Annotated in this window: 26 protein-coding genes; 21 read left to right on the top strand and 5 right to left on the bottom strand. The window is 47.8% G+C overall.

Annotation, left to right across the window (positions count from 1 at the left end; all coding sequences use genetic code 11):
• The first annotated feature begins 1 nt into the window (after position 1).
• The 5 genes from NWE96_03165 (at position 2) to NWE96_03145 (ending at position 3,335) form a co-directional block, all read left to right on the top strand.
• The gene (locus NWE96_03165; GenBank protein ID MCW3982978.1) at positions 2–604 is read left to right on the top strand and encodes a chemotaxis protein CheD; all 603 of its coding nucleotides are present in this window, start codon (positions 2–4) and stop codon (positions 602–604) included.
• Complete coding sequence (locus NWE96_03160) at positions 601–1,257, top strand: chemotaxis protein CheC (protein ID MCW3982977.1); 657 nt, start codon at positions 601–603, stop codon at positions 1,255–1,257. Before NWE96_03165 ends, NWE96_03160 begins: the two co-directional genes overlap by 4 nt.
• A 20-nt stretch (positions 1,258–1,277) precedes the next feature.
• Positions 1,278–2,132 (top strand): protein-glutamate O-methyltransferase CheR, encoded by an 855-nt coding sequence (locus NWE96_03155; GenBank protein ID MCW3982976.1) that lies wholly within the window; start codon positions 1,278–1,280, stop codon positions 2,130–2,132.
• A 238-nt stretch (positions 2,133–2,370) separates the two neighbouring features.
• Entirely contained in the window at positions 2,371–3,003 is a 633-nt protein-coding gene (locus NWE96_03150) for a DUF2284 domain-containing protein (GenBank protein MCW3982975.1), read from the top strand.
• Positions 3,004–3,059: 56 nt separating this feature from the next.
• On the top strand, positions 3,060–3,335 hold the full coding sequence (locus tag NWE96_03145; GenBank protein ID MCW3982974.1) for a DUF5615 family PIN-like protein: 276 nt from the start codon (positions 3,060–3,062) through the stop codon (positions 3,333–3,335).
• Here NWE96_03145 and NWE96_03140 read toward each other — a convergent pair.
• The gene (locus tag NWE96_03140) at positions 3,332–3,883 is read right to left on the bottom strand and encodes a hypothetical protein (GenBank protein ID MCW3982973.1); all 552 of its coding nucleotides are present in this window, start codon (positions 3,881–3,883) and stop codon (positions 3,332–3,334) included. The two genes, NWE96_03145 and NWE96_03140, sit on opposite strands and share 4 nt — an antisense overlap.
• Before the next feature lie 118 nt (positions 3,884–4,001).
• On the opposite strand from NWE96_03140, the gene NWE96_03135 reads away from it, so the two are divergent.
• The 9 genes from NWE96_03135 (at position 4,002) to NWE96_03095 (ending at position 13,128) form a co-directional block, all read left to right on the top strand.
• The gene (locus NWE96_03135; GenBank protein ID MCW3982972.1) at positions 4,002–4,373 is read left to right on the top strand and encodes a hypothetical protein; all 372 of its coding nucleotides are present in this window, start codon (positions 4,002–4,004) and stop codon (positions 4,371–4,373) included.
• A gap of 129 nt (positions 4,374–4,502) precedes the next feature.
• Entirely contained in the window at positions 4,503–5,252 is a 750-nt protein-coding gene (locus NWE96_03130; protein ID MCW3982971.1) for a phosphoribosyltransferase family protein, read from the top strand.
• 21 nt (positions 5,253–5,273) lie between these two features.
• Positions 5,274–6,296 carry an S-methyl-5-thioribose-1-phosphate isomerase gene (gene mtnA / locus NWE96_03125; protein ID MCW3982970.1) on the top strand — a complete coding sequence of 341 codons (1,023 nt, stop codon included), beginning with the start codon at positions 5,274–5,276 and terminating at the stop codon, positions 6,294–6,296.
• Positions 6,297–6,321: 25 nt separating this feature from the next.
• The gene (gene endA, locus NWE96_03120; protein MCW3982969.1) at positions 6,322–6,876 is read left to right on the top strand and encodes a tRNA-intron lyase; all 555 of its coding nucleotides are present in this window, start codon (positions 6,322–6,324) and stop codon (positions 6,874–6,876) included.
• A gap of 39 nt (positions 6,877–6,915) precedes the next feature.
• The gene (gene rnhB / locus NWE96_03115; protein ID MCW3982968.1) at positions 6,916–7,605 is read left to right on the top strand and encodes a ribonuclease HII; all 690 of its coding nucleotides are present in this window, start codon (positions 6,916–6,918) and stop codon (positions 7,603–7,605) included.
• A 104-nt stretch (positions 7,606–7,709) separates the two neighbouring features.
• On the top strand, positions 7,710–9,389 hold the full coding sequence (locus NWE96_03110) for a CBS domain-containing protein (protein ID MCW3982967.1): 1,680 nt from the start codon (positions 7,710–7,712) through the stop codon (positions 9,387–9,389).
• 101 nt (positions 9,390–9,490) lie between these two features.
• Positions 9,491–10,153 carry a triose-phosphate isomerase gene (gene tpiA / locus NWE96_03105; GenBank protein ID MCW3982966.1) on the top strand — a complete coding sequence of 221 codons (663 nt, stop codon included), beginning with the start codon at positions 9,491–9,493 and terminating at the stop codon, positions 10,151–10,153.
• 16 nt (positions 10,154–10,169) lie between these two features.
• A complete protein-coding gene (locus NWE96_03100; GenBank protein ID MCW3982965.1) occupies positions 10,170–11,051 on the top strand; it encodes an ARMT1-like domain-containing protein in 882 nt (293 codons plus the stop codon).
• 1 nt (position 11,052) lies between these two features.
• The gene (locus NWE96_03095) at positions 11,053–13,128 is read left to right on the top strand and encodes an amylo-alpha-1,6-glucosidase (protein ID MCW3982964.1); all 2,076 of its coding nucleotides are present in this window, start codon (positions 11,053–11,055) and stop codon (positions 13,126–13,128) included.
• Here the strand turns inward: NWE96_03095 and NWE96_03090 are convergent.
• Positions 13,125–14,168, bottom strand: coding sequence for a DUF4921 family protein (locus tag NWE96_03090; GenBank protein ID MCW3982963.1), 1,044 nt, complete (start codon positions 14,166–14,168; stop codon positions 13,125–13,127). The genes NWE96_03095 and NWE96_03090 overlap by 4 nt on opposite strands.
• A 115-nt stretch (positions 14,169–14,283) precedes the next feature.
• On the opposite strand from NWE96_03090, the gene NWE96_03085 reads away from it, so the two are divergent.
• The 5 genes from NWE96_03085 to NWE96_03065 all read left to right on the top strand — a co-directional run bounded on the left by NWE96_03085 (position 14,284) and on the right by NWE96_03065 (position 19,816).
• Entirely contained in the window at positions 14,284–15,894 is a 1,611-nt protein-coding gene (locus tag NWE96_03085; protein MCW3982962.1) for a glycosyltransferase family 39 protein, read from the top strand.
• Between the two features lie 318 nt (positions 15,895–16,212).
• On the top strand, positions 16,213–17,988 hold the full coding sequence (glyS, locus tag NWE96_03080; protein MCW3982961.1) for a glycine--tRNA ligase: 1,776 nt from the start codon (positions 16,213–16,215) through the stop codon (positions 17,986–17,988).
• Positions 17,989–18,059: 71 nt separating this feature from the next.
• Positions 18,060–18,719, top strand: a complete 660-nt coding sequence (locus NWE96_03075; protein ID MCW3982960.1) for a DUF47 domain-containing protein — start codon at positions 18,060–18,062, stop codon at positions 18,717–18,719.
• Positions 18,720–18,739: 20 nt separating this feature from the next.
• The gene (gene endA / locus NWE96_03070; protein ID MCW3982959.1) at positions 18,740–19,285 is read left to right on the top strand and encodes a tRNA-intron lyase; all 546 of its coding nucleotides are present in this window, start codon (positions 18,740–18,742) and stop codon (positions 19,283–19,285) included.
• A gap of 63 nt (positions 19,286–19,348) precedes the next feature.
• Positions 19,349–19,816: a hypothetical protein gene (locus NWE96_03065; GenBank protein MCW3982958.1), complete on the top strand. Its 468-nt coding sequence runs from the start codon at positions 19,349–19,351 to the stop codon at positions 19,814–19,816.
• Positions 19,817–19,822: 6 nt separating this feature from the next.
• On the opposite strand, the gene NWE96_03060 is transcribed toward NWE96_03065, so the two are convergent.
• Together NWE96_03060 and NWE96_03055 are read right to left on the bottom strand one after the other, a co-directional pair.
• On the bottom strand, positions 19,823–21,118 hold the full coding sequence (locus NWE96_03060; GenBank protein ID MCW3982957.1) for an NDP-sugar synthase: 1,296 nt from the start codon (positions 21,116–21,118) through the stop codon (positions 19,823–19,825).
• An 86-nt stretch (positions 21,119–21,204) separates the two neighbouring features.
• Entirely contained in the window at positions 21,205–21,621 is a 417-nt protein-coding gene (locus tag NWE96_03055) for a YbaN family protein (GenBank protein ID MCW3982956.1), read from the bottom strand.
• A gap of 103 nt (positions 21,622–21,724) precedes the next feature.
• On the opposite strand from NWE96_03055, the gene NWE96_03050 reads away from it, so the two are divergent.
• Positions 21,725–22,573: a geranylgeranylglycerol-phosphate geranylgeranyltransferase gene (locus NWE96_03050; GenBank protein ID MCW3982955.1), complete on the top strand. Its 849-nt coding sequence runs from the start codon at positions 21,725–21,727 to the stop codon at positions 22,571–22,573.
• Positions 22,574–22,787: 214 nt separating this feature from the next.
• Entirely contained in the window at positions 22,788–23,435 is a 648-nt protein-coding gene (locus NWE96_03045; GenBank protein ID MCW3982954.1) for a Snf7 family protein, read from the top strand.
• On the opposite strand, the gene NWE96_03040 is transcribed toward NWE96_03045, so the two are convergent.
• Positions 23,371–26,499: a hypothetical protein gene (locus NWE96_03040; protein ID MCW3982953.1), complete on the bottom strand. Its 3,129-nt coding sequence runs from the start codon at positions 26,497–26,499 to the stop codon at positions 23,371–23,373. The genes NWE96_03045 and NWE96_03040 overlap by 65 nt on opposite strands.
• Positions 26,500–26,512: the final 13 nt, after the last annotated feature.

Raw genomic sequence — 26,512 nt, 5'->3', positions numbered from 1 at the left:
TGTGCTCTATCTCGGTGTAAGCAGAAATTTCAGTGGAGCATGCACCCCCCTGCCGAAACGTGTAGGTGCTTACCAACAGTTAGAGCCTCAAATCGTCATAGATACTAACACAAACACACATCCGCGTTTGGAAGAGGTTCGAGTGGACATGGCTGGAATGAAAGTAGACAGCAGACCAGTTGAGCTATTAACAAACGTTGGGTCATGTGTCGGCATCTGCCTGTATGACTCAGCGCATAAATGTGGGGGGTTAGCTCACATCATGCTGCCGCACTCCAGTCTAGGTCCACTTGAGCCTCTTCCATCAAAATACGCTGACACCGCTATCCCCGCGTTGGCTGCTGGTATCAGGGGGATGACTGGGGTTGAGGCAAAGTTGTCGGCGAAAATTGCTGGAGGCGCTAACATGTTTGCCAACACCACGGCCAATGGACTTGACATTGGACAGAAAAACATTAAGGCCGTCCGTGAAACCCTTGCCTTACATAAAATAAAGTTGGTTGCAGAGGATGTAGGGGGTTCTCATGGCAGGCGAATCAGTTTCAACTTAACCTCTGGCGTAATAACTATACGATTACATAATGGAGAGACAAGAATACTATGAGTTCACAAACAGACTTAAAAGCAACAACTACAACAGGGCAGATTACTGAGAATGACGACATCAATCTAGGTATTCTGCTTGAATTAGGAAGTATAGGTGCAGGTCATGCAGCAACATCGTTATCTGATGTTTTGCAAGAGCCGATATCGATTGAGGTACCCAAAATCCACAACGTAAAGCCCTACCTGATTCCACAATTCTACAACCTGCATGATGTCAAAACCACTGCCATACTCTTACAGTTGAACGACAAATACGGTTGCGACATACTGCTCACATTCGAATACACTGAGGCAAGAAAAATCGCGGCCATGATGAACATGGTTTCATCAGTAGATGAATTAGATCAAACCATGGAAACTTCGGCATTGCAAGAACTGGCAAACATACTAATCGGTTCATTCTTAACTTCGATTTCTGACTTTGCAGGCGTTGGATTGATGCCCACAACCCCCCAGACCGTCACAGACACTTTCGATGCAATAATCGACAACTTCCTCATAAAACAATCAATGGTAAGCGACAATGCCCTCATCTTTGAAACCCGCTTCAAACGAAACGGCGAAGACGCAAAGTCAATACTGATGCTCTTTCCAACACAGGAACTCAAAGACCTCCTTGTAGAGAAATCTAAAGCGATGGCGCAGGTCTAAAGCAACGGTATTGGTGTTTGATGGTGTTGGAGCAAACACAGAAACCTGAAGTCCTCCAGAATTATCTGGAAGAAAGCGCCTTCAACAAAGTCAAACGCATGATCACCGAATCTGCAGGTTTAAACACTTCGGGCTACCGCGACGAATACCTTAAGCGCCGATTCGAAATCCGCCTCCGTGCAACAGGGACTAACACATACGCCCGCTATATCATCTACCTCAAAAAACACCCAGAAGAATTCACTAACCTACTCAACGACCTAACAATCAACTATACAACCTTTTTCAGAGACGGAGATGTCTACCAGTACATAGAAAAAAAGTTGTTACCCAAGTTTCTCTTCTCGAAAAATCCCGTTAAGATTTGGAGTGCGGGTTGTGCTTCAGGGGAAGAACCTTACTCGCTTTCGATTTTGGTTCATAAGGTTTTTGGTCCCTCGTTGAGCCGTAACCCTGTGACGATTTTTGCTTCCGACATAGACAAAGACGCTTTAACTAAGGCACAAAACGGAGTTTACACTGCCCGTCAACTTAGCACAATGGATCAACGCACCATCGAGAAGTACTTCACCAAAGAAGGCGAAAACTACCACGTCAAAGATTTTCTTAAAAGCATAATCAAATTCGAACAATTCGACCTCATGAAAACCCCTATGCACGTCAACTTAGACCTCATCTTATGCCGCAACGTCATGATATACTTTAGCAAAGAAGGACAACAACACATACACATGAACTTCTACCGTGCGCTTCGAGACGGCGGCTACTTCATAACAGGCAAAAGCGAAATCCTCTCAGGTGAACCCGCACAAGTATTCACAGCATTAGACTACGTCACAAGAGTCTACCAAAAACCAGCCAAACCGCTATTCTAAAGTATAAATGCATCTAACCAACTTTTTGCGGCTTTCCTATAGACCCCTCCCCTTATTTAAAGAGCTAAAAACTGCTTTTCCAGTTATGTGAAAGTCAAACCATGCACTCCCGCAAATATTTAAAACATTCGATAGACTCCCACTTCAGAGTTACTGCGACATAAATCGTCACAAAATCGTGTAGGTCGCTAAACGTTTATATCAAAAGACGCTCTTCAAGCCCAAACCAGTGACCTTTATGCCTGAGCATGATGCTAAAAAATTCGAATTCCTCGTCAAGTTAGCTCTCGAAAAAGGCGCCGCAGACGCCAAAATCATCCCAACCAGCAAAGTCGTCGTTGAAGACCGTGTCGTCTTAAAGTGCAAAGTCGGCTGCAACCATTACGGCAAAACTCTCGCCTGCCCACCCTACACGCCCACCGCTGAGCAATTCCGAAAAATCGTCTCCGAATACAGCTACGCCATGTTTATGAAATTCACTACTAACGCAAGTGCCGAACCAGAGGTCTACAAGTACCTAATGACTTATGAAACCGACCCCACTGTGCCCAAGGATATTAAAGAAAAAGCGGCTAAGTTCTGGCAGGGCTGGAAAGACTCCAAACGTCAGATGCTTGAAAGCGTCGTGGGCTTGGAAAAGGCAGCTATGAACAAGGGTTATTCGCTTGCTATAGCGTTTATTTCGGGGCATTGTCAACTCTGCGAAAAATGCAATACCGAAACCAAAATCTGCAGACATCCTGAACTGGCACGTATGTCCGAGGACGCTATTGGCGTAAATGTGAAGAAAACCGCTGCCAATGCGGGTATAGCATTCACTTTCCCGTTCACGAAGAGCGCTGACTCCTTTGCCTTGTTGCTCATAGATTAACCCCCGTTTTTGGGTAAACCCTAAATATTTTTCCTTTCAGTGAGTAAGCGGTTACTATGAAGCTTCTACTTGACGAGATGTACGCGGGGTTGAAAGAGTATTTTGAGACTTTGGGCTACGAGGTTTTGACCGCTCAGGAAGCAGGGTTGAAGGCAGCTAAAGACCGCGATGTAGTTGAATACGCGCTTAAGCATGATTTGTTGCTGGTTACTCAAGATCAGAAACCTGCGGAACTGGCAGAATTGTTGGGCGTTAGGTGTGTGTTTATTTCGAGCTTGATGATCGCTAAACTTGTAGACGAAAAAATCAAAGCTGAATTCAAAGGCTTCTAAGGGCTGAGGTAGCGCAGGTACTTGTTCCAGAGGTAAGCTGCGGCGTATCCTGCCACTGCACCTGTTGCGGGACCCATAAACAACACTAACGCAGTTAACATTGGGCTTGGCTGTACGAAAAGGCTGACAAAAGCGATTCTTTCCAGATTAAACGATTGTGGGAGTAATGCAAAGGCAGAGTAGCTTGAAACTGCAATCAAAAGGGTGCTCAGCGTCATTGCGGCTATGAGGCGGTTGCGGTTTACTCCTTCTCGGGTGCCTTTTATTCTGAAAAAGAATATGAACAGGTCTACGTAGACGCCGAAGAGGAAACTGAAGAAGAATGTGAAGGGTCCAAGCGCGGAACCGCTTAGTAGTGCGGTTAGTAGTCCGCCGATTGCACCAGCGTACATGGCTCCTGCTTTTTTGATGAAAAGCGCGCTTAATGCTAGAAATACGGCTTGGATGACCATCATGAGGTAGTTAAACGGTGGCGGTAGGAAGATGTTGGCGACAAAGATGATTGAGCCGAACAAGGCGAGTATGAATAGCCTTTGAAGCCTTTGCATCCCATTAACCCCGTTTGCTATTAGCAGTCTCTTTTCCATTTTAAAAACATATATTCTCAGCGGTGGCTGCGAAACAGAAAATAAGCCGGTTGGCAGTATGACGTTTGAGGCGGTTAGTGTGAAGTGTGAGCTTTGCGGGGTAGAATTAGCTGAAAACGAAGTTACTCTCTATCAAGGTAAATCTCTCTGTGAGGATTGCTGTTTTGACTTGATGAATCCGCCCAGAACCTGTGATCCGACCGCGGTCTCTTCTACGTTGATGGTGCGTAAACAGCTTGGGCAGACAGGCACTGAGGGCTTGAGTGAGTTGCAGAAAAGAATCTATGACCTTATCGCGAATAAAGGGCCTATCAGTCGTGAAGATGTCATGAAAATCCTCAACCTTACTCCGCAAGTTTTGGAGAGGGAATTCGCTGTACTACGTCATTGCGAGTTGCTGCGTGGTTTCAAAGAAAACGGTGTAATCTACTTCACAAAATACTCAACCTAAAATCCTCTTCTTTTGAATGTTGCATTTTTTAACTCTGGTTTTTTAACGGAAAGTTATAAATCTTCAACCTGCAATAGTAGGTATCAATATATTAATTGACGTATATGTGTAAATTGAGGGAAAGGGAAGTTGAGCACTCACGCAGAAGACCTAAAACTTCGACTAATGACCATCGAGCTTCTACGCACAGCAAAATACAAACGAAACATCACCTACCGCGAGTTAGCCTCAAAAACAGGCTTACCAGTCACAGTACTAAGCCGCTACGCCAAAGGTCACGTTTTGCCCAACACCACCCGCGCCAAACAGCTTTGGCGTGTGCTCACCAAACTCGTCGGCCTCGAAGCAGAACTTCGCAGCAGAATCAAATTCGACGACATCGGCTACTTTGACAACACCGAAATCGTCGGAGACTACAACATACTTCAACAAGCTGCCAACCATGCCCTAGCAAACTTTGCAGGGAAACGTGTTACAAAAATTTTGACCGCTGCAACCGACGGCATCCCATTAGCCACTATGGTTGCCAACGCGTTAGGCGTCAACCTTATCGTTGCGAAGCGTAACAAGGAAGTCGGCGTCAAAGCTTTTCTTGAAGAAACCTACATTTTGGGACGTGACAGCGGCGTAACCGTAACGCTCTACATTCCTAAGGACTCCATCAAAAAACGCGATAGTGTGCTCGTAGTAGATGACATGATTAAGAGTGGCGAGACGCAGGAGGCGCTGGTTAATTTGGTGAAGAAATCTAAAGCCGAAGTTTCAGGTATATTCTCGCTTATCGCGGTGGGCGAAGAGTGGAAGAAGCGCCTAAAGTCAGGTGAAGACTCGCCCGTCGAAGTCGTTACCCACCTCAAGTCTCCTTTTGACCGCAGCTAAACCGCCAAAGAGGAACCATACATGCGGATGATCAAGTGGCAAAATGGTACAGTAATAACTCCTGACCAAACCAAACTACCCCTCCAAGAAGTCACCTTAGAAATCAAAACCGTCGAGCAAATGGCAGAAGCCATAAAGATGCTTCGCGTTCGAGGTGCACCGCTTTTAGGGGCAGCGGCAGGGTTTGGCATAGCTATTGCAGCCTACAAATCCAAAGCAAAAACCCCCCAGCAGTTACTCGCAGAACTCGAAGCAGCGGGGGTACTCATTAAGGCTCAGCGGCCTACTGCAGTTAACTTGTTTTGGGGCGTTGACCGCGTGTTGGGCAAGGCGAAGACCGTCTCGGGTGGTGTAGATGAGCTCAAAGCTGTGGTTGTCGAGGAAGCACAGAGAATTGCTGACGAAGATGCCGCCCAGAACCGTGCGATTGGCAAAAACGGTTCTGTCCTCATTGAAGATGGGGACACGATTTTGACTCACTGCAACGCAGGTGAACTTGCGACGGTTGAATACGGCACTGCACTTGGTGTCATACGGGCAGCATGGGAGCAGGGTAAAAAAATCAAAGTTATAGCTGATGAAACGCGGCCTCTGCTGCAGGGTGCACGGTTGACGGCTTACGAGTTGAAACGCGACGGCATACCCGTCACGCTAATTACCGACAACATGGCTGCACATGTCATGAGCAAAGGCATGGTAAACAAAGTCATCGTGGGCGCTGACCGCATCGTGCAGGACGCAGTTTTCAACAAAATCGGCACTTATGGAGTGGCGGTTTTGGCGCATGAACACAAGATCCCCTTCTACGTCGCCGCACCGAAATCCACATTCGATTTATCATGCAAAGCCGCAGATGTAACCATAGAGGAACGCAAACCCGACGAAGTCACCCATGTCGGCTGCCAGCAAACCGCTCCCGACGGCGTCGCCGTCTACAACCCCGCTTTTGACGCCACGCCCCTGAAGTATGTTACTGCTATTATCTGCGAAACAAAAGTCTACTACAGCAAAGACTTTTCCGCCTTCAAGAAAGGAAAACTATAACATACCCCCTGTGAAGCGGATAATTATGAGTGAACAAAAAAAAGCGGCACCTGTAGAGTTCCGAACCACAGGAACTATCGCAGAGAAGGGTGTAGTGGTTTCTGAGCAGAGCAGCATCGACCAGCTTACCAGCCGCGGGTACGGCACTGTTGAGGGCAAGGTTTTCACGTTGGCTTTTTTTGAGGCTCTCTATCTGCAAGACAAGGGCATGCTTGAAGTCCAAGACAAAGACGGCACATCCATGACTTTTCAAGTTGTCCTCCATTGCTACGAAACACAAAACGAGAACGCTTGGGTAAACTACCTTGTTTACCGTGACCTGCGAAGCCGCGGGTACGTGGTGCGTGAGGGGTTCGGTGCAGGCATCGACTTCCGCATCTATGAGCGCGGGGCATACGGCAAGGATACTGCGCCGTATCTGATTTTGGTGACACAAGAGGGCAAACCTTTGCCTATCGGCGACTTGGTGGCTGCGTTGCAGAAGTGTCAGAGTCAAAAGAAAGAGTTGGTTTTGGCTGTTATGAACCGCCGAGGCGAAATCGTGCATTACTCTGTGGGCGAAATGCACTTGCCCGTGTAGCTCTGCTATTTTGGAAAAGCAATATAGCCTAGAAAACTGATGCACATTCACGAGGAAACATCTATGCTGATTGCGGGGGTAGATGAGGCGGGACGTGGATGCGTAATCGGACCTTTGGTGGTGGCGGGCGTTTGTGTGCATTCAGATAATCTGCCCCAACTCGCAGAGTTAGGCGTTAAAGATTCAAAGCTGCTGACACCCAAAAAGCGTGAAGCTCTCTACCCAGAAATTCTAAAACTCGTAAGCAGCTATCACGTCATAAAAGTCTTGCCTTACCTCATCGACAAAGCCGTCCGTAGTAAACGTGCACTCTACAAACTCAACCGTCTGGAAGCTCAAACGATGGCAAAAGTCATCCAAGAGCTAAAGCCCGACGAAGCCTACGTGGACGCTGCTGACGTGCGACAAGAGCGCTTCGGTGAACACATCAAAGAGTGCCTCACAATCCAAACTGTCATAATTTCGAAGCATAAAGCCGACCGCACCTTTCCTGTGGTTTCAGCTGCTTCGGTCATTGCTAAGGTCGAGCGAGACCGTGAAATTGAGGCGCTAAAGGTTACGTATGGCGACTTTGGGAGCGGCTACTTAACCGACGAAAAGACTATGGGGTTTCTTGAGCGGTTGCTTTGTGAGAATGGGGGTTGTTATCCGAGTTGTGTGCGGAAGTCTTGGGAGCCAGCCCGACGTGTGAAGGCTGAGCATGGCAGTAGGCAGCGGACGCTTGTTTAAATCCATACTTATTGTGTTTTGTTGTGTCAAAAAAGATACAATTTATTAGGTGCCTCAACCTACTTTACAAATGTTAATGCGGCGTTTTACACGGCGGTTAATTGATGAGCGAGAAAGACATAACCCGCTTCCTTCAACTTTTAGGTCTCTCAAAAAGAGAAATCCAAGTCTACATGTTTCTCGCCAAAAGCGGTGTCCAATCCACCAGTTTCGTCGCCAAACGCCTCAAGATGGAACGCGTGCAAGCTTACCGCACGTTTAAAAAACTCCAAGAAAAAGGCTTCATCGAAGCAACCCTTGAGCGGCCCACACGCTTCACCATTGTGCCCTTCGCCGCGTTGGTAGACAACTTTATCACTGCCAAAAAGAACGAGGTCGCAACTTTAAACGAGCAGAAACAGACTCTCCTCACAGCCTGGGAATCCATAAGCGCGCCCGAATCAGAGTACCCCGTCGCCAAATTCTCCATCATAACAGGCAAGAAAAAAATCCATTCAAAAATGCTCAACATGATCGAGGAATCCAAATCTGAAGTTATCATCTTAACCACTGCGTTGGGGCTTATTCAGGAAGACATCGCAGGCGTCTTTGATACAGCGATGGACATATCAAAGGACCGCGATGTGCAAGTTCAAATCATAACCGACGTATCCAACGAGAACCTCAAAGTCGCTGAACGCCTCGATCGCAGCATAACCAACCAGGAACTTAACATAAAACTCCGCCACGTCAACATGGGCGCTAAATTCTTCCCCCGCTTCCTAATCAAAGACGAGGAAGAAGCCATCCTCTACGCGCCTTTTGGCAACGAAGCTTCCGTGCTCAACTTGGAGGATGAGGGGCTTTGGATTAACGATAAAATGTTCATTTCTGTTTTGAAGGCGTTTTTTGTTCAGATGTGGCATAGCGGCGTAGACGCTTCAAGACGCATTGATGAGCTTAAAAGCGGCATCCCAATTGGCGAAACCTTAGTGATTAAAGGCGCTGAAGAGGCTTGGAACAAAGTGACCAAAGTGCTGGAGTCCGCAAAGAATGACGTGGTTATCATCACTTCTTCGCAGAGTGTTAACCGCCTCGCCGAAGACGACCCCTTAATCAACTTCTTTAAAAAGGGATTAAAGATCCGCTTAATGGCATCTATCGACCTTGACAACTTGGAGCCAGCCCAGAAACTCGCTGAACACTACGAAATCAAACATGTACCCATAAGCTACCTGACCATGATGTTGGTAGACAACAAACACCTCTTCATGTTCAAAACTCCACCGCTCAGCGACTTCTCCTCCGAATCCGCCTTCTATTTACCTGACACCTTCTACTCCACTGACACTAGCCAAATTGAACGCACCAGCGAAATGCTCAACGACATCTGGAAACGCGGCATAGACATCACCGAAATCAGCAGTCAAGCAGGCACAAAACTGCCTACAGTCGAAGTTGAAGCAAACGACACCGTTGCAGATGTAGTTAAGCAGATGCTTTTTTGTAACGTGAATTCTGTGCTTATCACCGAGCGCAATAAACCCGTCGGCGTCATCAACGACCGCGAAATACTGAAAGAAATCATAGATGCCCGTAAAAATCCACACAAAACCCTTGCAAAAGACCTCAAATTCACGCCGCTAATTATTCTGCAGGGCGATGAGTCTATGGTGACAGCGATGAAGTTGATGGCAGATAAGGGGTTCAAGCGAGCGGCGATAGTCAAAAATGGTCAATTAATTGGGATGCTCACAGAAGAAGCCGCCAAAAAAGCCGCCATTCCAATAAAAACCGCAGTGTAATTGAGTTCAGATTTCGGCTATTTTATTTTTAAAAAAGCAAAGATTATTAGCGCAGCTAAGCAAGCTAAACTGAGGAACCAGCATTGAAGCTTCAAAACCCAATGATTATCGTGAATTTTAAAACTTACCTCGAATCAACAGGGCAAAAAGCACTCCAACTTGCCAAACAAGCGGAAAAGGCAGCTAAAGAAACAGGCACATGCATCGTTGTCGCCCCGCAGCCAGCGGACCTAAAAACCATAGCCCAGTCTGTTGAAATCCCAGTTTTCGCCCAACACATCGACCCAATCAAACCGGGCAACAGTACGGGGCATATTTTGGCGGAATCTGTCAAAGAGGCAGGCGCGGTTGGTACCCTCATCAACCACTCCGAACGTCAACTCCGATTAATCGACATAGACGCAACCATCGCTCTATGCAAACAGCAGGGGCTCTCTTCTTGTGTCTGCGCCAACAATCCCTCGGTCAGCGCCGCCATAGCAGCCATGCAACCAGACATAACTTCAGTTGAACCCCCAGAGTTAATCGGCACAGGCATATCCGTTTCAAAAGCCAAACCTGAAATCGTAACCGACACCGTAAAACTCGTCCACCAAGTTAACCCGAAAATGACGATTCTCTGCGGTGCAGGCATCAGCACAGCCGACGACGTCGCTATCGCTCTCAAGCTGGGAACGCAGGGTGTGCTCGTTGCAAGCGGCATCGTGAAGGCGAAAGACCCATATAGCGTGTTGTGTGCATTTGGGGAAGCAACAAAACAGTAACCTCACGTGACCGTACTTGAAGGTTGAACCTGAATGCGAAGCCTGCCTACTTAGTCGGGCGCAAATCCAAACATACCAAGCTACCACTAACCCTGCTTTACGGTTTAGATGTTTAGCTGAGATTGTTAAACTCTTAAACAAAGAGTTTAAGCCCACTTCATGCGCTGCCGAATTAGGCACCAAACGCGACCGCATTATCCGCAAATTAACAGGCTGCGACGATCCATACAAGTACAACAAGAAATTAGCCAACCAGAAAGCTCTAAAAATGCTGCCGCGCGTGAAGAAAGTAGTTGAATCAGGGTACACTCAGCAGGAACGTTTCAAAAAAGCCTGCCTCTGCGCCATCGTAGGCAACATTATGGAGTTTGATATTCCAGGAAGCAAATTTTCCTTAAACAGTTTGGCTACGGTTATGCGTGAAGCCAGCAAAGACCTCGTCATAGACGATATCGATGCAGCATACGAGTTAGCCAAAAAAGCCCACAGTGTGCTGTATTTGGCGGATAACGCGGGCGAAATCGTCTTTGACACACTCTTAGTTGAGCAACTTAAGAATATGGGCTTAAAAGTAACCTATGTAGTAAAAGGGGGCCCCGTTATCAACGACGCCACCATGGAGGATGCGGAAATCTGCAACATGGATAAACTGGCTGATGAAGTCATAACAACAGGCGCCGATGCTGTGGGCTTGCAAAAGAAAGAAGTCTCTAAAGAATTCCTTAAAGTCTACGAAGAAGCAGAACTTGTCTTCGCAAAAGGCATGGGGTACGCCGAAACCTTAACCGAATATAAACTAACAAAACCTCATTTCCTGATGTTTAGAACCAAATGTACGCCAGTAGCAAACTTTTTCTGTGTTCCACGCGATAAGAACATAGCAAAGTTGATGCCCTAGCATGTACTTGCCCGCCATCACATACCCAAAAGATGTGTTTTCAAATTTTGGCACTGTTGTAAATAAAGAGTGGATTGTAACAAACGTCTCAGGCAGTTATGCTTCATCCACGGTTGCAGGAATCAATACAAGAAAATATCACGGATTACTGGTTGCAGCTCTAAATCCGCCGGGAGAGCGCACTGTTTGCCTCTCGAAAGTCGACGAAGACGTGATTGTAGGCGACGACATCTATCGGTTTGGCTCAAACGAGTTCCAAGACGCCATCTTCCCACAGGGCTACAAACTGACTAAACAGTTTTCGATTTCGCCTTTTCCCACATACACCTATGAGGCAGGGAATTTGTGCCTTGAAAAAACCATCGTTTTGCCCAGAAACAAAAGCGCCGTCGCAGTGATTTATCGGTTAGTAAATAACACTGATTCTGAGGCAGCCGTTCGGCTCTATCCGCTTCTGACTTGCCGATACTTCCACAACGTGATCGACCGCCACAGAACGCCACTTGATTTTACTATAGAAGCTAACGATGACACTTTTAAGGTGACTTTTCAACACCCTCAATCAACTCTTTTTTGTCGAATAACAGAAGGCCACTTCACTGATAACCGCAAATGGATTGACCACTTATTTTACCGTGAAGAAGCTCAACGAGGTGAAGCCGCAGTAGATGACTGTTTTCAACCAGGTTTCTTCGAACTAAAAGTACCATCCAAAAAAGAGATGGATTTTGCGGTAAGCGCTGCTCTAAGCCGTCAAAGTCAGGACGCAAAACGCGCCCTCGACTACGTCGGAGTTAACATCGACACAGTGAAGGAAACACTTAGGCGTGAAATAGCTGACCGCGTCGCGGTCCTTGAGAATTTTTCACAGACGCAGCCTGAAGTTCCCCTCAGTGATTGGCTAAACTGGATTGTACTGGCTGCTGACTCTTTCATCGTTGAAAGCGACCTCGGTAGAAAAGCCATAATCGCGGGGTACCATTGGTTTGAGCCGTGGGGCAGAGACAGCTTCATCTCGTTGCCTGGGCTTTTGCTGGTTACGGGCAGGTTTAGCGTTGCAAAGAATATTCTGCAGAATTTTATGCGGTACTGCGAAAACGGTTTGATTCCAAATTTCGTTGCCGACAAAACTGGTGTCCCCGCATACAATACCGTTGACGGCACGCTTTGGTATGTTAACGCTGTTCTTCAGTACCTGAAGTATACTAACGATTTTGTGTTTGTGCACACTAATTTGTGGGACAACCTAAAGGCGATAATTGAGTACCATCAAAAGGGCACTTTGTTTGATATTCATGTTGATTCTGATGGTTTATTGATGCATGGTTCCAGATTGACGTGGATGGATGCCTCCGTCGAAGGCGATATGGTTACTCCGCGTGCGGGAAAAGCCGTGGAAATCCAAGCATTATGGTATAATGCATTAAAAACCATGGAAATCTTGGCAAAAAAGTATCAAGAACCCAAACTAAGCGAAAAATACGCTTCGATGGCTGATCAAGCCAAAGAAAGCTTTAACCAAAAATTCTGGAACCCCAAACGCAACTGCCTTTTTGACGTAATAGACCACAAAGCAGCCGACGCCGCAATACGTCCAAACCAGATTTTTGCTGCCTCACTAGACTTCTGTATGCTTGACAAAAACCGCTGCATAGAAATCATCGACGTAGTCACCCATGAACTAGTAACGCCCTATGGACTGAGAACATTGTCTTTAGATGACCCCAAGTTTATCGGCACCTACTCCGGAGACCGAAACGCCCGAGACAGAGCCTACCACAACGGCACCATTTGGCCGTGGTTGTTGGGGCCCTACATTTCTGCGTACCTAAAAGCCCGCGAGTATGTTGCAAAATCACGCAAAATAGCTTTAGAGGAGCTGATTCAGCCGCTCTTTAAGGTCGGCATCGAAAACGGCGGGTTAGGCACCATAAGTGAAATCTACGACTGCGACGCGCCAAACACCCCCCGCGGTTGCATCTCGCAGGCGTGGAGCGTTGCGGAGCCGCTACGCGCGTACGTTGAAGACGTTTTAGGCATCAAACCCAAGTATTCAAAAGAAATCTTGGGAAACTAGTTGTCTTGTAAGGCTTTTTTTAGGCTTTCGGCTGCCTTTTCAGGCGGCACTGTGTTGATGTAGATGCCTGTGTTCTTTTCAAACCCTGCCCAAGTTGCCAGCTTCGGGTAAACTTCGAGGTGCCAATGGTATGAGTCGCTGTCTAAGGGGTTATGTGAGAGGTGGAATCCGTAGTTGTAGGGTGGGTCGTTTACGACGGTTTTGAGGGCGCTCAGGCTGGCTTTGAGCGTTTTTGCCAAGGACGCCTGTTTCGCCTTTGTTAAGTCCGCGAAGTTGGCGGCGTGCTTTTTGGGGGCAATCCAGAACTCCATCGGGTTAAGGCTTGCGTACGGCGCAAAAACCACGAAATCCCTGTTTTCTAAAATTAGCCGCGGACCCTTCGATTCGCGCTCGATTATGTCGCAGAAGGCGCATCTGCCATGTTTTAGTTGGTAGGTTTTGCTTGCGTCTAGTTCCGCTTGGACGGTTGGGGGAACTATGGGTGTTGCGATGATTTGGCTATGCGCGTGGGAAAGTGATGCGCCTGCTTCTAAGCCATAGTTTCGGAAGATGGAAACATACTTGACGTAGGGTTTGCCAGTTAATTCGCGGTAACGGTAGATGTATGCGCCTATAACCAGTTCCAACTGAGCCAGTTCAGCATCTGCTGGGTCCTCGTCGTGGTTTGGAGATTCAACCACAACCTCATGATACCCAACCGCGCAACCCAGGTTTTCTGCACTAAAAACCTGCTCCAAATTCTGTGACGATGCAGGCTGAGTGAAGGCGGGGTACAGGTTGGGGATGGTTCGGACAAGCCAGTTTTGGGGGCGCGCCCCGCTTTTGGGGTCTTGTGAACGCTTGATTTTGCCGTTCACTTTCTGGAGGAGTAGCACGGCGGGTGGAGTCATATGTTCGTTGCCGACGCAAAGCGGGCAGTTGGCGGTTTTTGGGTTTTCTGGGCGAGGTTTGGCGAGGTCGGTGGGTCGACGGCTGCGCTCTGTGGCGATTACTACCCAGCGGTTTAGCAGGTAATCTTTTCTTAGTTCGTTGTGGGGCATGGACTTCTTTAATGGAAAAGTAGTTGGGTGCTTTTTAGCGTTTCTAAAACTAAAGCGGCGGGGGTTGGTTAAGTTTTATATCCAAAACGGCGCATAGGTTTGGTTGTTTGCTGAAATGACGATTGCCCAACCAAACATTAAGCAGCGGTTACCCAATCTGCGGGCGGCTTTAAACCGGTGGCGACTCCTCCTTTTCGGTTTCCTCTTAGTGTACCTAATCATACTCCTCTCTGACTTGGCGTATCCCCCGATGCAATGGGACGAAGTCATACACCTAAACGCAGGCTCATTTCTGTCATGGGGCAACTATGACAAATTCGTCGTAAACGCATTCTACCCGCCGCTGTTCGATGTCATAACTTTCGGTTTTTTTGAAGTCCTCGGCGTAAGCCTCTTCGTAGCCCGCCTCGTCCCCGTCATGTTCTCCCTGCTTTCGCTTTGGGCAGTTTTCGAGTTAGCCTATCACCTCTACGGCGGCAGAGTTGCGTTGCTTTCAGTTGTTTTTTTAGGTGTGATGCCTGGGTTTTTTTGGCTCTCGACCCTTTCTCTGCTTGAAACGGCATTGGTTTTCTTTACTGCCGCTTCGCTTCTGTTCTTCATTAAGTGGTTGTCGTCTCGTCAAGACCGTTTGCTGGTTTTTAGCGGTTTAATGCTTGGGTTGGGGTTGTTGACGAAGTACCAGATGGTTGTGGCGGCGATTATAATTCTGTTGTGTGTCTTGTTTTTGGCTAGAAACCAAATTCGTTTTGTCCTAAAAAAAGTGAGCTTAACCTTTGTGACAGCGGCGCTTGTGGTGGCTCCATGGGTGATAATTGCTTTTCAAGTGTATGCAGATCAAATTTTGAATCAATGGCTCTACGCGCTACAAGTCGGCAACCCCGAACGGTCACTCTACAGTGAACGCTTCCCCCTGCCCATCTTTTACTTAATCGAGATGGTTTGGCCCTACGACACCCTCCACCCAATATCTCTATTCATCTACCTCGCAGGCATAGCGGGGCTGGTGTTTTTTGCGTGGAGACGCCGCCGCGAAGACAAATTTATACTAATCTGGTTTGCGGTCATTTACGTGTTCTTTACTTTGATCTTTAACAAAGAGTGGCGATACGTTTTGCCTTTGTTTCCCACTGTGGCTATTGCTGCTTCGGTTGCTTTCTTTGCGATGTATGGGCGCTTGGAGAGGGCATGGAAAACACATGCCAACATCCAGAAGAGACGCTACTTCAAGGCGGCTTCCTTGTTGCTTGTTGCCTTGATGGTTGGTTCTGTAGCTGTTAGTGTCTATGACACCTACGATTACGTTTCCAAATACCACATAAGCATCGACATAAAAGGCGCCACCGAATACGCCTACAACAACATAGGCTTCAACAAGTCTATCATGGTGTTGTGTCCGTTTAACTTTTTTAGCCGCGAGATGGTGCGGTTCTACCTTTGGGCAGACGGAGACAATCAAATCCCCGTTTTCCAGTACCCCCGCCAACCAGTAGACACCTACACACCAAAATTCAACATAACGGAACTTATTCATCTGTGTAAAGTTTTGCAAGTTCAGTATGTGTTTACTTACGAGTATGGCGGTATAGTGCCCTACTTCAACACGACGCTGAACCTGCAGCAGGTGTATCAGCAACTTTACGCGTCAGGCAACTTTACCCACATCAACGAGAACGCTACTTTCGGTGAAAACCCAAGAAGAATATTCATACTAGAATTCACAGGATAACCCCTCATCAAACTAACATATTCAGCAAAGGCTAACGGCAACAATAAACAGCAGCCGAGTAGAGTGACCATTTGTTGATGTGATAGAAGATGTTGGAACCACGCGACGTCTCAGCGTCTACCTCCCCTCCCTTATTTAAAGGCAGAAAAACTGCACTTTGCTGCGTTGCCAATCAAGCGCCGCTAGATGATGTGTTAGCGTAGTTTCTTTTAGCAACTATTTAAAAGAAAACAATCGTCCATAAATCAGTAAATCAATTGGGCATGGTAACGTTTTAATTGTTAATGCCATCTAAAGGGATAAAACAGGTAATGATCTTTGAGCAGCGAAGCTAAATGCAGCAAAACAGAATGCGACAAGTTCGTAGCAGTCAACGAACTCGCCAAACGCCGAGGCTTCTTCTGGCCCAGTTTCGAAATCTACGGCGGAAGCGGCGGCTTTGTCACATACGGCCCACTCGGCGCACGCCTAAAACAGAACGTAGAAGCAAAACTGAGGGAACTTGTGGTTAAAAAAATCGGCATCTACGAGATGGAGTCCTCAGTCATTGCCCCCGGCAAAGTCTTTGAAGCTTCAGGTCACGTGGCGCACTTCAAGGAACCAATGGTGGAATGCCAAAAATGCCACACCCGCTTCCGGGCTGACCATCTCCTCGAAGAAAAGGGCATTAGCAGCGCTGAAGCAGAAAAAATGAGCCTCGACGAAATCAAAGTCGAACTCGAACGCCACGAAGTCATCTGTCCCGACTGCAAAGGCAAATTCGGCGACCCCACACGCTACTTAACCATGTTCGAAACCACCATCGGCCCATACAGCGGCTCAGTCGGTTACGGTAGACCCGAAGCAGCCCAGAACATATTCGTTGAATTCAACCGCCTCTACAACGTCGCCCGCGAACGTTTACCTTTTGGCTGCATAACCATCGGCAAAGCCCTGCGCAACGAAATCTCTCCCCGTCAAGGCTTGATTCGCCTCAGAGAATTCACCATTGCGGATTTGGAGTTTTTCTTTGACCCTGAAGAGCCTGCATGTGAAAGGCTTGCTGAGGTGGAAAACGAGGTTTTGCCGATTCTTCTTTGCGATACGCGGCTTAAAGAATGCGAAGACGTAACCAACTTTACTGTGCGAGAAGCACTTGACAAAGGTGTCATCAAAAACGAGTGGCAAGCATACTTTATGGCGCAAGCCAAACGCCTCCTAACCGAGCTGGGCGTACCCGCAAGCAAACAGCGTTTTCTCGAAAAATTGACGTGGGAAAAAGCCCACTACAGCACTCAGAGCTTCGACCAAGAAGTGATGGTTGACCGTTGGGGCTGGGTGGAAGTCAGCGGGCACGCTTACCGCACGGATTATGACTTAACTTGCCACATGAAAGCAAGCGGCGTCGACATGACCGTCTACAAAGAATTCCCCAACCCCGTAGAAACCGAGGAATTGGTAGTTAAACCGCTTATGGCCAAGCTTGGTCCAGTCTACAAGGGCGAAGCAGCCAAAGCCGCCGCTGCACTTGCCAAACTCCCCGCCCAGCAGGTGGCGGAAGCCATGGAAAAAGACGGCAGTATCCTAGTTGAAGGCTACCAAATCTTTAAAGAACAAGTTGAAATAGGCAAACAGAAAACCACCGTGCGAGGCAAACGCTTTGTGCCTCATGTGGTGGAGCCCAGTTTTGGCTGCGACCGCCTATTCTACGTTGCACTTGAATATGCTTACGGTGTAAAAGACGACCGTGTCGTTCTGAGTTTCCCAAGAAGCATTGCGCCAATCCAAGTTGGCGTTTACCCGTTGATGAGCAAAGACGGCATGGACACCAAAGCCAAAGAAGTGCAAAAACTCCTCGCATGTGAAGGCTTCATGACGGAATACGACGAAACAGGCTCCATCGGCAGACGCTACGCGCGTGCAGACGAAGCAGGCATACAACTCGGCATAACCATAGACTACGACACCCTAAGCGACGGCACAGTCACCATCCGCGACCGCGACAGTTGGCAGCAAGTCCGAACCGCAATCGCAGAGTTGCCAAAACTGCTTCATCAGTACTTTGAGGGCAAAATCAACTTCGAAAGCTTAGGTGAATCAATAAAGGTTAAGTAGCTACCTTTTTTAATAAACACAGTGTTAATTTGATTGAAAAACAGGGCAGATTATAACAGGGGATAAACAGTATGGTACTACCTTCAGAAACAGAAGAGCGCGTGAAGCGGCGTGCGCTCAACGCTTGTCAAGATAACCTACGTAAAGTAGTCGATGTCTCAAGGAAAATCCCGCAACTGGTTGAGTTCTTCGCCAGCGGAGACAAAGCCTCAGTCCGCAAACTATTCACAGAAATCAAAGCAGGCGAAGAAGAAGTCATCAAAGCCCGCCGCATGGTCAGCCAAGAACTAGCAGAAATCGGCGCCATACTCTACGCCCGCGAAGACTTTCTCAGATTCACCAACCTCTCAAGCGAAATCGCCGACTTCAGCGAAGGCATCGCCTACTACCTGCTTGAAATCATGGAGCACAACTGGACAATCCCCTCAGACATAAAAAAAGACCTCCTAAAACTCAGCTTAGCAACCTTGGACGCCACGCTTAAGCTACGTGAAACCCTTATGGTGCTCAACTATGGCTCCCAGAAAACTCTGGAACGCGCCAAAGATGTAGAAATCGCTGAACGCATAGTCGACGATCAATACCGTGCCCTTACAATCAAAGTCTTATCCAGTAAACTTGACACACCCGTTTTGCTGCTACTCCGCGACGTGTTGCAGTTGCTGGAAAACTCGGCGGACAAAGCTGAGGACGCAGCAGACGCAGCCCGCATGGTCTCAATGATAATGTAGCAGGCTAAGGTATGTCTAAAATCCAAGTTGAACTCCTCGAAAACTTTCTGGTAGTCTGGAACCCAGCCGAGGGCTCTCAACTCTACAAAACCGCTTACTACGGCAAACCCGTCGGCATCCCTAAACCAAAAATCCCCGAATTCGATGTGCCTCTGGTTTTGGATCTCATGGAAGGGCTCTACTTAGCGGAAACAGAAAAAATCGACATCTACGAAAGCGCCAATCAAACTAAAGTTGGTCTCAAAAAACTGCGAACCAAAGCCAAACAACTCTACGACGAATTTGAAGAGAAATACGCCGTTTACCGTGACCTCCGTGATAGCGGTTTAATCGTTACACCGGGCATAAAGTTTGGTTGCGACTTTGCCGTCTACAAGTATGGTCCCGGAGTGGAGCATGCGCCTTATATGGTGACGGTCAAGAAGGCGGGTTCAGAAATCTCCGCCACTGAAATAGTTAAGAATGGGCGGTTAGCCACGACGGTTCGTAAACGTTTCATAATCGCCGTGCCCGATTTGGCTTCGAAGCAAATTAAGTATTTGATGTTTAAGTGGTTTAAAGCTTAAGCTGTAGTTGAGATTCACAATTCTTTTAACAAAACTCCGCCTCACTAGTTATGTGGGATTGACTTGGCTGAAATCAACAGCATCCTAGACATAGGTACACTCTACCATGACCTGCTTTTTTCCTATCAGCGAGCACAAAGACTCTACCATGGATCACGCGGCAGCAACTACGTTTTGCAGTCAACGCTAGAATTTCTGCTTCGTATAGAAGCTCAAGGAAAACTACAGCTCGCTAACAGCCAAAGCTTTGAGGAAGCCATAGCTAAACTTGAGGAATTTTTAAAGAACGGCAAAATTGTGCATTCCCTCAGCCTTCAAGAGCAGGACGAAAACCAATATGTTCTTCGGGTTGAAGGATGCGTTTTCGCGGGAAAAGTGCACAAGTTGGCAAACACCAAAGACGTGACTTGCCCATACGCTGTCATAGCGATGGCGCTGTTCAATAAGTACAAGGGAAAAATGCCTGCTGAGAAAGAGTCACTTTACTTTGAGCACGGCACCCAAACAGTAATCGGAGATGCACCCTTCTAAGCGCTGTTAGTTGGCGATTATTGTTTGGTTTTGGAATTCGCCTCTTATCTGCTGGTGTGGGTAAACTTTTGTGGTAACAAGTGAGCAGCCTTCTTCAAGGGTAACGTCGTCTGCTATTACGCTTACACCGCTGATTTTAGTGGGTTTATTGCAGCTTGAATTCACAACCACGTGTCTGCCTATGATGCTGTCATAGATTTCCGCGTTGTCGCCGATGATTACTCTATCCATTATAGCTGAGTTCTTGATCACAACGTTTTTGCCTATACGTGTAAAGTTGTCGATGCAACTGTTGGCGATTCGAGCGCCATCTTCGATTTGGCAGTGTCGACCAATCAGAACCGCGCCTTCCACCTCGATCTTTTTCTGTTTAATTTTGCAGATGGTTTCTTGGCGTCGCTTCTCCGAGTCTGTACTGTCGCCCTGAACCCATATCTGTTCGTTTTGACTTAGTCTGCCGCCGAAATCGTTTAACGTTGAGAAGCCGCCGTGCAAAAGGTTTTTCATGGCTTCTAAGTAGTTTTTGGGGGTGCCGACATCAAACCAGCTGCCTTTAAGCGTGTAACCATAGACTCGCCGACCAGTCGAGATAACGTAAGGGATAAAATCGTACCCGAAGTCAAGGCGGTTCTTTTCTTTGATTATCTTTTTTACTCCGTCTTCTTGGAAAATTTTTCGAACCTCAGGCGACAAAACATACAACCCTGTGTTGGCGAGGTTGCTTGGTGCGTCTTTTGGGGCTGGTTTTTCGACGAATTTGTTTATGCATCCGTCTTTGCCGATGTCTGCTATTCCTAAACCTTCCACATTCTCTACTTCACGAAGCACGATGGTTAAGCAAGCTTCTTTTTCTTTATGGAAGTCAAGGAGTTGTTTGACTTTTATGTCAAATATGTTGTCGCCCTGTACCGCAAAGATGGGGTTGTTGAGTTCATAGTAATCCATATTTATGCGGGCAGAATCAGCGCTTCCAAGGTCTGGAACGTTGGGTTGATATTTGATGTGTATGCGGGGTTTTATGCAGTATTTCGCGGAGACGCCGTAACCCGATTCAAAGTAGTCTGTGAGGTCACGGTAGTTGGTGTAGCCTTTTACGCCGAAGATAAAGTTCCTAATTCCCTGACTTGCCAAAGACAAAAGCGAAAATTCAACCAGTGGGCGATTTAGCAGGCGCAGGCAGGCTTTGCTGGTCTCAGCGGTTAAGGGCAAAAGTCTTGTGGCTTTTCCGCCGACGGGGATGATGACGCGGATTTTGTCAGGGGAATAATTATCACCTACTAATGGGGCGTAGTTGTCACTCACGGGCTTCACCAAATAAGATGCTATGTTGATAGGGTCAGTTAATGCTTTTAACGTTTCTCATTAGTTGCCTCTACGCCCAAAGCCTTTTAAAGTTGCTTCTTAAACGTGGGCAACCTAACTAAATGCACAGTAACCCCCACTGCGATACCGAACAGTACAATTTGCGCGATTAAAATCTCGCTAACCATAAAAAACATCGAAAACAGAATAGCCAGCCACAACACACTTATGGCGACAATCTTGGTTTTCATCGGTATACCTCTGCCTGCTTGATAGTTTTTGATGTATTCGCCAAACCATCGGTTACCCAGCAACCATTTATGCATCCGCTCGGAACTGCGGAGGTAGCATGCGGCTGCGAGCAAAAGAAACGGCGTTGTAGGCAGAATTGGCAAAAAGATGCCGATTGCACCCAGCACAACACAGATGGTGCCTGCAGCAAGTAACAGTGCCCTGACTACTCGTTGCTTCTTAATTTTTGATGGAGGGACATCGTTACTCATGTTAACTCAATGCTAAATTAATTATGAATAATAAAATCGTTGCGGAAAAAATGAATTTTTATAACCAACCTCCCCCAACATAGGATACCAAACGGTTATGTGCATGAACAAACTCCGCGGCTACATACGCTTAATGCGTCCAGTAAACTGCGCAATGATGGGCTTCGCAGTCTTCGTAGGCGCATTACTCGCGGCGTCTCTGCCCATGCCGAACTGGCTCTACATTGTTTACGGTTTTTTCACAGGGTTTCTGCTCTGCGCCGCCGCCATGGTCATCAACGACTACTACGACCGAGCTATTGACGCCGTAAACGAGCCAACCCGACCCATACCAAGCGGTTTAATCAGCCCAAAAGCTGCGTTGATGTTTGTTTTATTGTTGACTGCTGTTGGCTTAGTTTTCGCCTATTTTACCAGTTTGCTGTGTCTGTTTGTCGCGGTCGCCTCTTGGATTATAACCGTAACCTATGTAACTGTTGGAAAAAGAAGTGGGTTACCGGGCAACTTTTTAGTCAGCACATGCGTCGCCATCCCCTTCATCTACGGAAGCATAGCAGTCACAGGTTCGCTGCAACTCAATGTTTTGCTGTTTGCGCTTATGGCTTTCCTGTCGAACACTGGACGAGAAATCACCAAGGGCATAGTTGACACGAAAGGTGACCGCGCAGAAGGGGTAAAAACTTTGGCGGTACGATTCGGAGAGAGGAAGGCTGCCGTGGCTGCGGTGGCTTTCTACTTGACAGCGGTTGCCCTAACACCTCTGACGTGGTTTTTGGGGTTGGTTGGTTTCTGGTTTATACCGTTTGTTTTAGTCACCGATGTAGGGTTGATTGTGTGTTCAGTGATTTTGTTACGTGAACCTTCACGGGAGAAGGCACGTAAAATTAAGAAAATGGTTCTACTACTGTTTCTGTTCGGTTTGTTGGCTTACATATTTGGGGTCATCAGATAAACCACACAATACTTATGGCGCAATCCCCAACCAGGAAGCAATCCGTACATAAACCCTCAACAAAACAGAACCAAAACACGATTCTGCAGGTAGTTGATGTGTTTAGCCACTTTTTGGGGCACAACTTTGGTCAAAAAACTCTAACGTATATACCTCCATGTTAGCAACAAATAAAAGCCCAAACCGATGTATCGCCTATCAAGAGGATGTTTACATGTCTGAACGATTTGCAAAAAAATGGGAAGCAAAAAAAGAGGACGACACTTTCATAAACACAATAAAACAAACCGTACAACCTGAACCCCCGCTAAAACCACGCTTAGACTTCGCTGTTCGAAAACTTGACATGCAAATAAACAAGCTAGACCAAGCCAACGAACGGTTCACACAAAAAGACAAAGCACTCTTCGCCAAACTCGTCGCAGCCTACACCAACCACGACCAGGCCCACGCTAACATCTACGCAACTGAACTGGCTGAAATACGCAAAATGAGCCGACTCATCATGAACGCACGCCTGGCACTTGACCAAGTTTCACTCAGAATCAAAACCGTCTCCGAATTGGGCGACGTATGTGCAATGCTTGGACCATGCATCGGTGTTCTACGCAGTGTAAGCTCAGGAATAGGTGGTGTACTGCCTGAAGCTGAAGGTGAATTATGCGACATAGGCAACATGCTAAGCGGACTAATGTTTGAAGCAGGCACTTCAAGCGGCATGTCACTGAACTTTGAAAACGTCAACGAGGACGCCTCAAAAATCCTTGCCGAAGCAGCAACCGTAGCAGAACAACGCGTCAGCGCAAACTTCCCCGACCTACCACCGGGAATGCCTGGCACGGCAAGCAAAACCCAAACTTAGCCTTATTTCTCCATCTTTTCTTTTTCTTTATCTGTAAATGCATCCCTTTTTTTGGCACTACAATTTTACGTACAAGCAAAAACGACGTCGCCCACGATAGCAAACCGCCCCAAGCCAACGCTGTCCAACCTAAAACCGCCAATGAATTTAATCCTGCTGTTGCTTCATTCCAGCTGGGGTAGATTTGTCTGCCGAGTTGCCAACCGCTGTCGAGTTGCAAATCATAGTATAAGTACCCGTTTTGGAAGTTGCTTGCTGAATCCGACCCGAAATACGCCGTGTGAACGCTGTTAGTGTGAAACGGCGTCCACGCTAATCCGCCGTTGCTGCTCACATAAATCGCCGCCATCCACGTTTCAGGGTGTTCACCTGCGACGAAACTGGCATAGATGTTGCCGTTTAAGCTGTTCTGGCGTATCCAGAAACCGTAACATTGCGTTCCAGTGTTCAAGACCACGTTGAAGTTGGCGTCGTCCACTGTGCGGTAAATCAATCCGTTATCGTAGTCTGTTGCAAACAACCGCGCTGAAGGCACCAAAGATCCATCCGCTGCTACGCTATCCACTGCCATCACGGCTAACATTTGCGGCAAACTCAAAATCTGCTTCCAACTTGCCCCGCCATCAGTCGAGCGAATGACGTATGAATTGTACCATGGCCAAACCCGTTGGTCACCAACAGTGGCATAAACGTAGCCGTTCGCCAAATCCGCCGTAACACAGTGCACGTGGCGCGCCTCAGAGTCGTAGTAAACTGTTTCCCAGTGGGCGCCTCCGTCAACGCTTTTACAGATGCTTGCGTTGCCTGTTAACCCTGTCGTGTAAATTCCCAAGTACAAGACGCCCGCTGCGTTCTCCGTCATAGAAATCGACGTACACCCCGTTCCCATCGTCAACACCCTTTTCCATGACACGCCGCCATCAACACTCCGCCAAACACCCAACGAGCTTCCAATAGCATCCGTGTTGGGCACCGCAAAAACGTAACCCAACTGGTTAACATACACCAAACTTATTCGGACGGGATTGGTGGAGCTGTTGAAGGTGATGAGTGGCTGCCAAGTAACCCCACGATCGTAACTTTTGTAAAGTGTGCTACTTACGCCTGCATAGACGGTGCCGCTGCTGCTTATCCAGCTTGCCTGAATCTGCTTCGATACGGTGGTTTCTTTGTCTGTCGGCGGGGTGGTTGGTGTGGTGGTAGGTTGCGGCGTCGGTGTGGGGGTTGGTGTTGTGGTGGGTTTAGGTGTTGGGGTTGGAGTGGCTGAAGGTAAAGGTGTAGGGCTTGGAGTAAGGGTTGGCGTTGCCGTTGGAGTAGGCGTTGCGGTCGGGGTCGGCGTTGGTGTTGGCGTGGGTGAAGGCGTTATCTGTCCGATGTAGCCTTGAGCTACTGCAGCGTCGTCGAGGAAAACGTTTAGACTGTTACTGCCTACTTCGTCGTCAACACCCAGTGCGAAGTAGCGCACGGTGCTTCCTGCTGCAGTGTTTGTTAAGCCCGTTTTGGCGACCAATTCATTGCCGTTGACGTAGAGGCGGGTTTCCCCATTGCCGCTACCCATCACCAACCTAACTTCGACGCAGTACCATGTTTCTAAGTTAACAGCTCCCACAACCGCTTCTTGCCAGCCGCCGTTTAGGTAGTTCAATCTCCACTGAACTGTCCCATTGATGTTTTGGATGTCAACTCTTGTTCCGACTGCGTTTGGCATCCAGCCACCACTGCAGAATCCAAAAACCTCAAAAGTAGACCCAATATTTGGCTTAGCGCTGAGGCGCACATACACTCTGGCATCAACAGTACTGTAGGTTCCGCCTAGGTCTCGGTATAGCCATCTGCCGCTTTCTCTGGCGCCGTCATCGACTGCAATTTTTAGGGCATATGTGCCGTTGTACGCCGTGGTGGACTGTACACTCGAGGTAACACCTGTTGCAACCGTCGCTGTTCCTGACCATGCGTTTGTGTTTCCGCTTTCAAATCCGTCGCTGAAAAGGTATGTCAGGGGCGTCGGAGAGGGTGTTAAGGTTGGCGTTGGGCTTGGTGTTGGCGTGGAAGTAGGGGTTGGGCTAGGCGTGGGTGATGGTGTTGGAGTTGGTGATGGCGTTGGGGTCGGAGTTGCGGTTTGTGTAGGCGTTGGAGAGGGAGTTGGAGTTGCCGTTGGTGGTGGAGTGGGGGAGGGCGTAGGAGTCAGCGTGGGGGTTGGAGTCGGACTTGGCGTAGGTGAAAGCGATGGGGAAGGGCTTGGGGTCGGCGTTGGTGTTGTAGTTGGAGTTGGTGTTGGTGTGGGCGATGGGCTGGGAGTCGGTGTAGGCGTCGCGGTTGGAGATGGCGTTGGCGTCGGTTCAGGTCCAATATAGACACTTGATACTACCACAGAGTCAAAGAATGCGTTGAATGTGTTGCTCCCCTTTTCATCGTCTATGCCCAAAGAAAAATACCTTACAGACGCACCAGGAGCCGTATTCGATAAAGACGTTTTACTGATTAACTCGATGCCGTCAACGTAGAGGCGACTTTCACCCGAACCGGCGTTTATTACCAGTTTAGTTTCTACGCAATACCAAGTGTTCAAACTGACTTGCCCAGCATACGCACTCTGCCACCCGCCATTGTAATAGTTGAGCCGCCACTGCAGCATTCCATCGTTGTTAACTATGTCTATCCGTGTTCCAACTGCGTTAGGCAACCAACCGTCACTGGAAAAACCAAAGACTTCCAGAGTCGCGCCGTTTGCTGGTTTGGCGCTTAACTGCATGTAAATTCTGGCGTTGATTGCTGTGTAAGTGCCTCCCAAATTTTTGTAAACGCAAACCCCCGCTTCGCCTGTGTCGTCAGCGACAGCAATTTTCATTGCATAAGAACCGCCGTTGACAAGGCTGCTTTGGATCGTTGAAGTTACACCGGACCTATACGAGCTCGTGCCCGTCCATGCGTTAAGGTTGCCAGTTTCAAAGTCGTCTGAGAAAATTGGCGTGGTGTCTGCTGCGGCGAATTTTGGAAGAGTAAACAGCGGTAAACATGACAGGATCAAGATTGTGATGCTTAGTACAAGGAACGCTTTTTTCAAAGAATTCCAAAAA

This window comes from Candidatus Bathyarchaeota archaeon (assembly GCA_026014685.1).
GTDB lineage: Archaea > Thermoproteota > Bathyarchaeia > Bathyarchaeales > Bathycorpusculaceae > Bathycorpusculum.
This window is presented reverse-complemented; position numbering and strand designations above follow the sequence as displayed.

Excerpts from the sequence above, each read along its gene's own strand:
- rnhB (MCW3982968.1), top strand. The coding sequence starts at position 6,916 with ATGCACATTCACGAGGAAACATCTATGCTGATTGCGGGGGTAGATGAG.
- NWE96_03110 (MCW3982967.1), top strand. The coding sequence starts at position 7,710 with ATGAGCGAGAAAGACATAACCCGCTTCCTTCAACTTTTAGGTCTCTCA.
- NWE96_03085 (MCW3982962.1), top strand. The coding sequence starts at position 14,284 with ATGACGATTGCCCAACCAAACATTAAGCAGCGGTTACCCAATCTGCGG.
- NWE96_03090 (MCW3982963.1), bottom strand. The coding sequence starts at position 14,168 with ATGCCCCACAACGAACTAAGAAAAGATTACCTGCTAAACCGCTGGGTA.
- NWE96_03150 (MCW3982975.1), top strand. The coding sequence starts at position 2,371 with ATGCCTGAGCATGATGCTAAAAAATTCGAATTCCTCGTCAAGTTAGCT.
- NWE96_03045 (MCW3982954.1), top strand. The coding sequence starts at position 22,788 with ATGTCTGAACGATTTGCAAAAAAATGGGAAGCAAAAAAAGAGGACGAC.
- NWE96_03095 (MCW3982964.1), top strand. The coding sequence starts at position 11,053 with ATGTACTTGCCCGCCATCACATACCCAAAAGATGTGTTTTCAAATTTT.
- NWE96_03155 (MCW3982976.1), top strand. The coding sequence starts at position 1,278 with ATGGTGTTGGAGCAAACACAGAAACCTGAAGTCCTCCAGAATTATCTG.
- NWE96_03055 (MCW3982956.1), bottom strand. The coding sequence starts at position 21,621 with ATGAGTAACGATGTCCCTCCATCAAAAATTAAGAAGCAACGAGTAGTC.
- NWE96_03145 (MCW3982974.1), top strand. The coding sequence starts at position 3,060 with ATGAAGCTTCTACTTGACGAGATGTACGCGGGGTTGAAAGAGTATTTT.
- tpiA (MCW3982966.1), top strand. The coding sequence starts at position 9,491 with ATGATTATCGTGAATTTTAAAACTTACCTCGAATCAACAGGGCAAAAA.
- NWE96_03050 (MCW3982955.1), top strand. The coding sequence starts at position 21,725 with ATGAACAAACTCCGCGGCTACATACGCTTAATGCGTCCAGTAAACTGC.
- mtnA (MCW3982970.1), top strand. The coding sequence starts at position 5,274 with ATGCGGATGATCAAGTGGCAAAATGGTACAGTAATAACTCCTGACCAA.
- endA (MCW3982969.1), top strand. The coding sequence starts at position 6,322 with ATGAGTGAACAAAAAAAAGCGGCACCTGTAGAGTTCCGAACCACAGGA.
- NWE96_03160 (MCW3982977.1), top strand. The coding sequence starts at position 601 with ATGAGTTCACAAACAGACTTAAAAGCAACAACTACAACAGGGCAGATT.
- NWE96_03140 (MCW3982973.1), bottom strand. The coding sequence starts at position 3,883 with ATGCAAAGGCTTCAAAGGCTATTCATACTCGCCTTGTTCGGCTCAATC.
- NWE96_03075 (MCW3982960.1), top strand. The coding sequence starts at position 18,060 with ATGGTACTACCTTCAGAAACAGAAGAGCGCGTGAAGCGGCGTGCGCTC.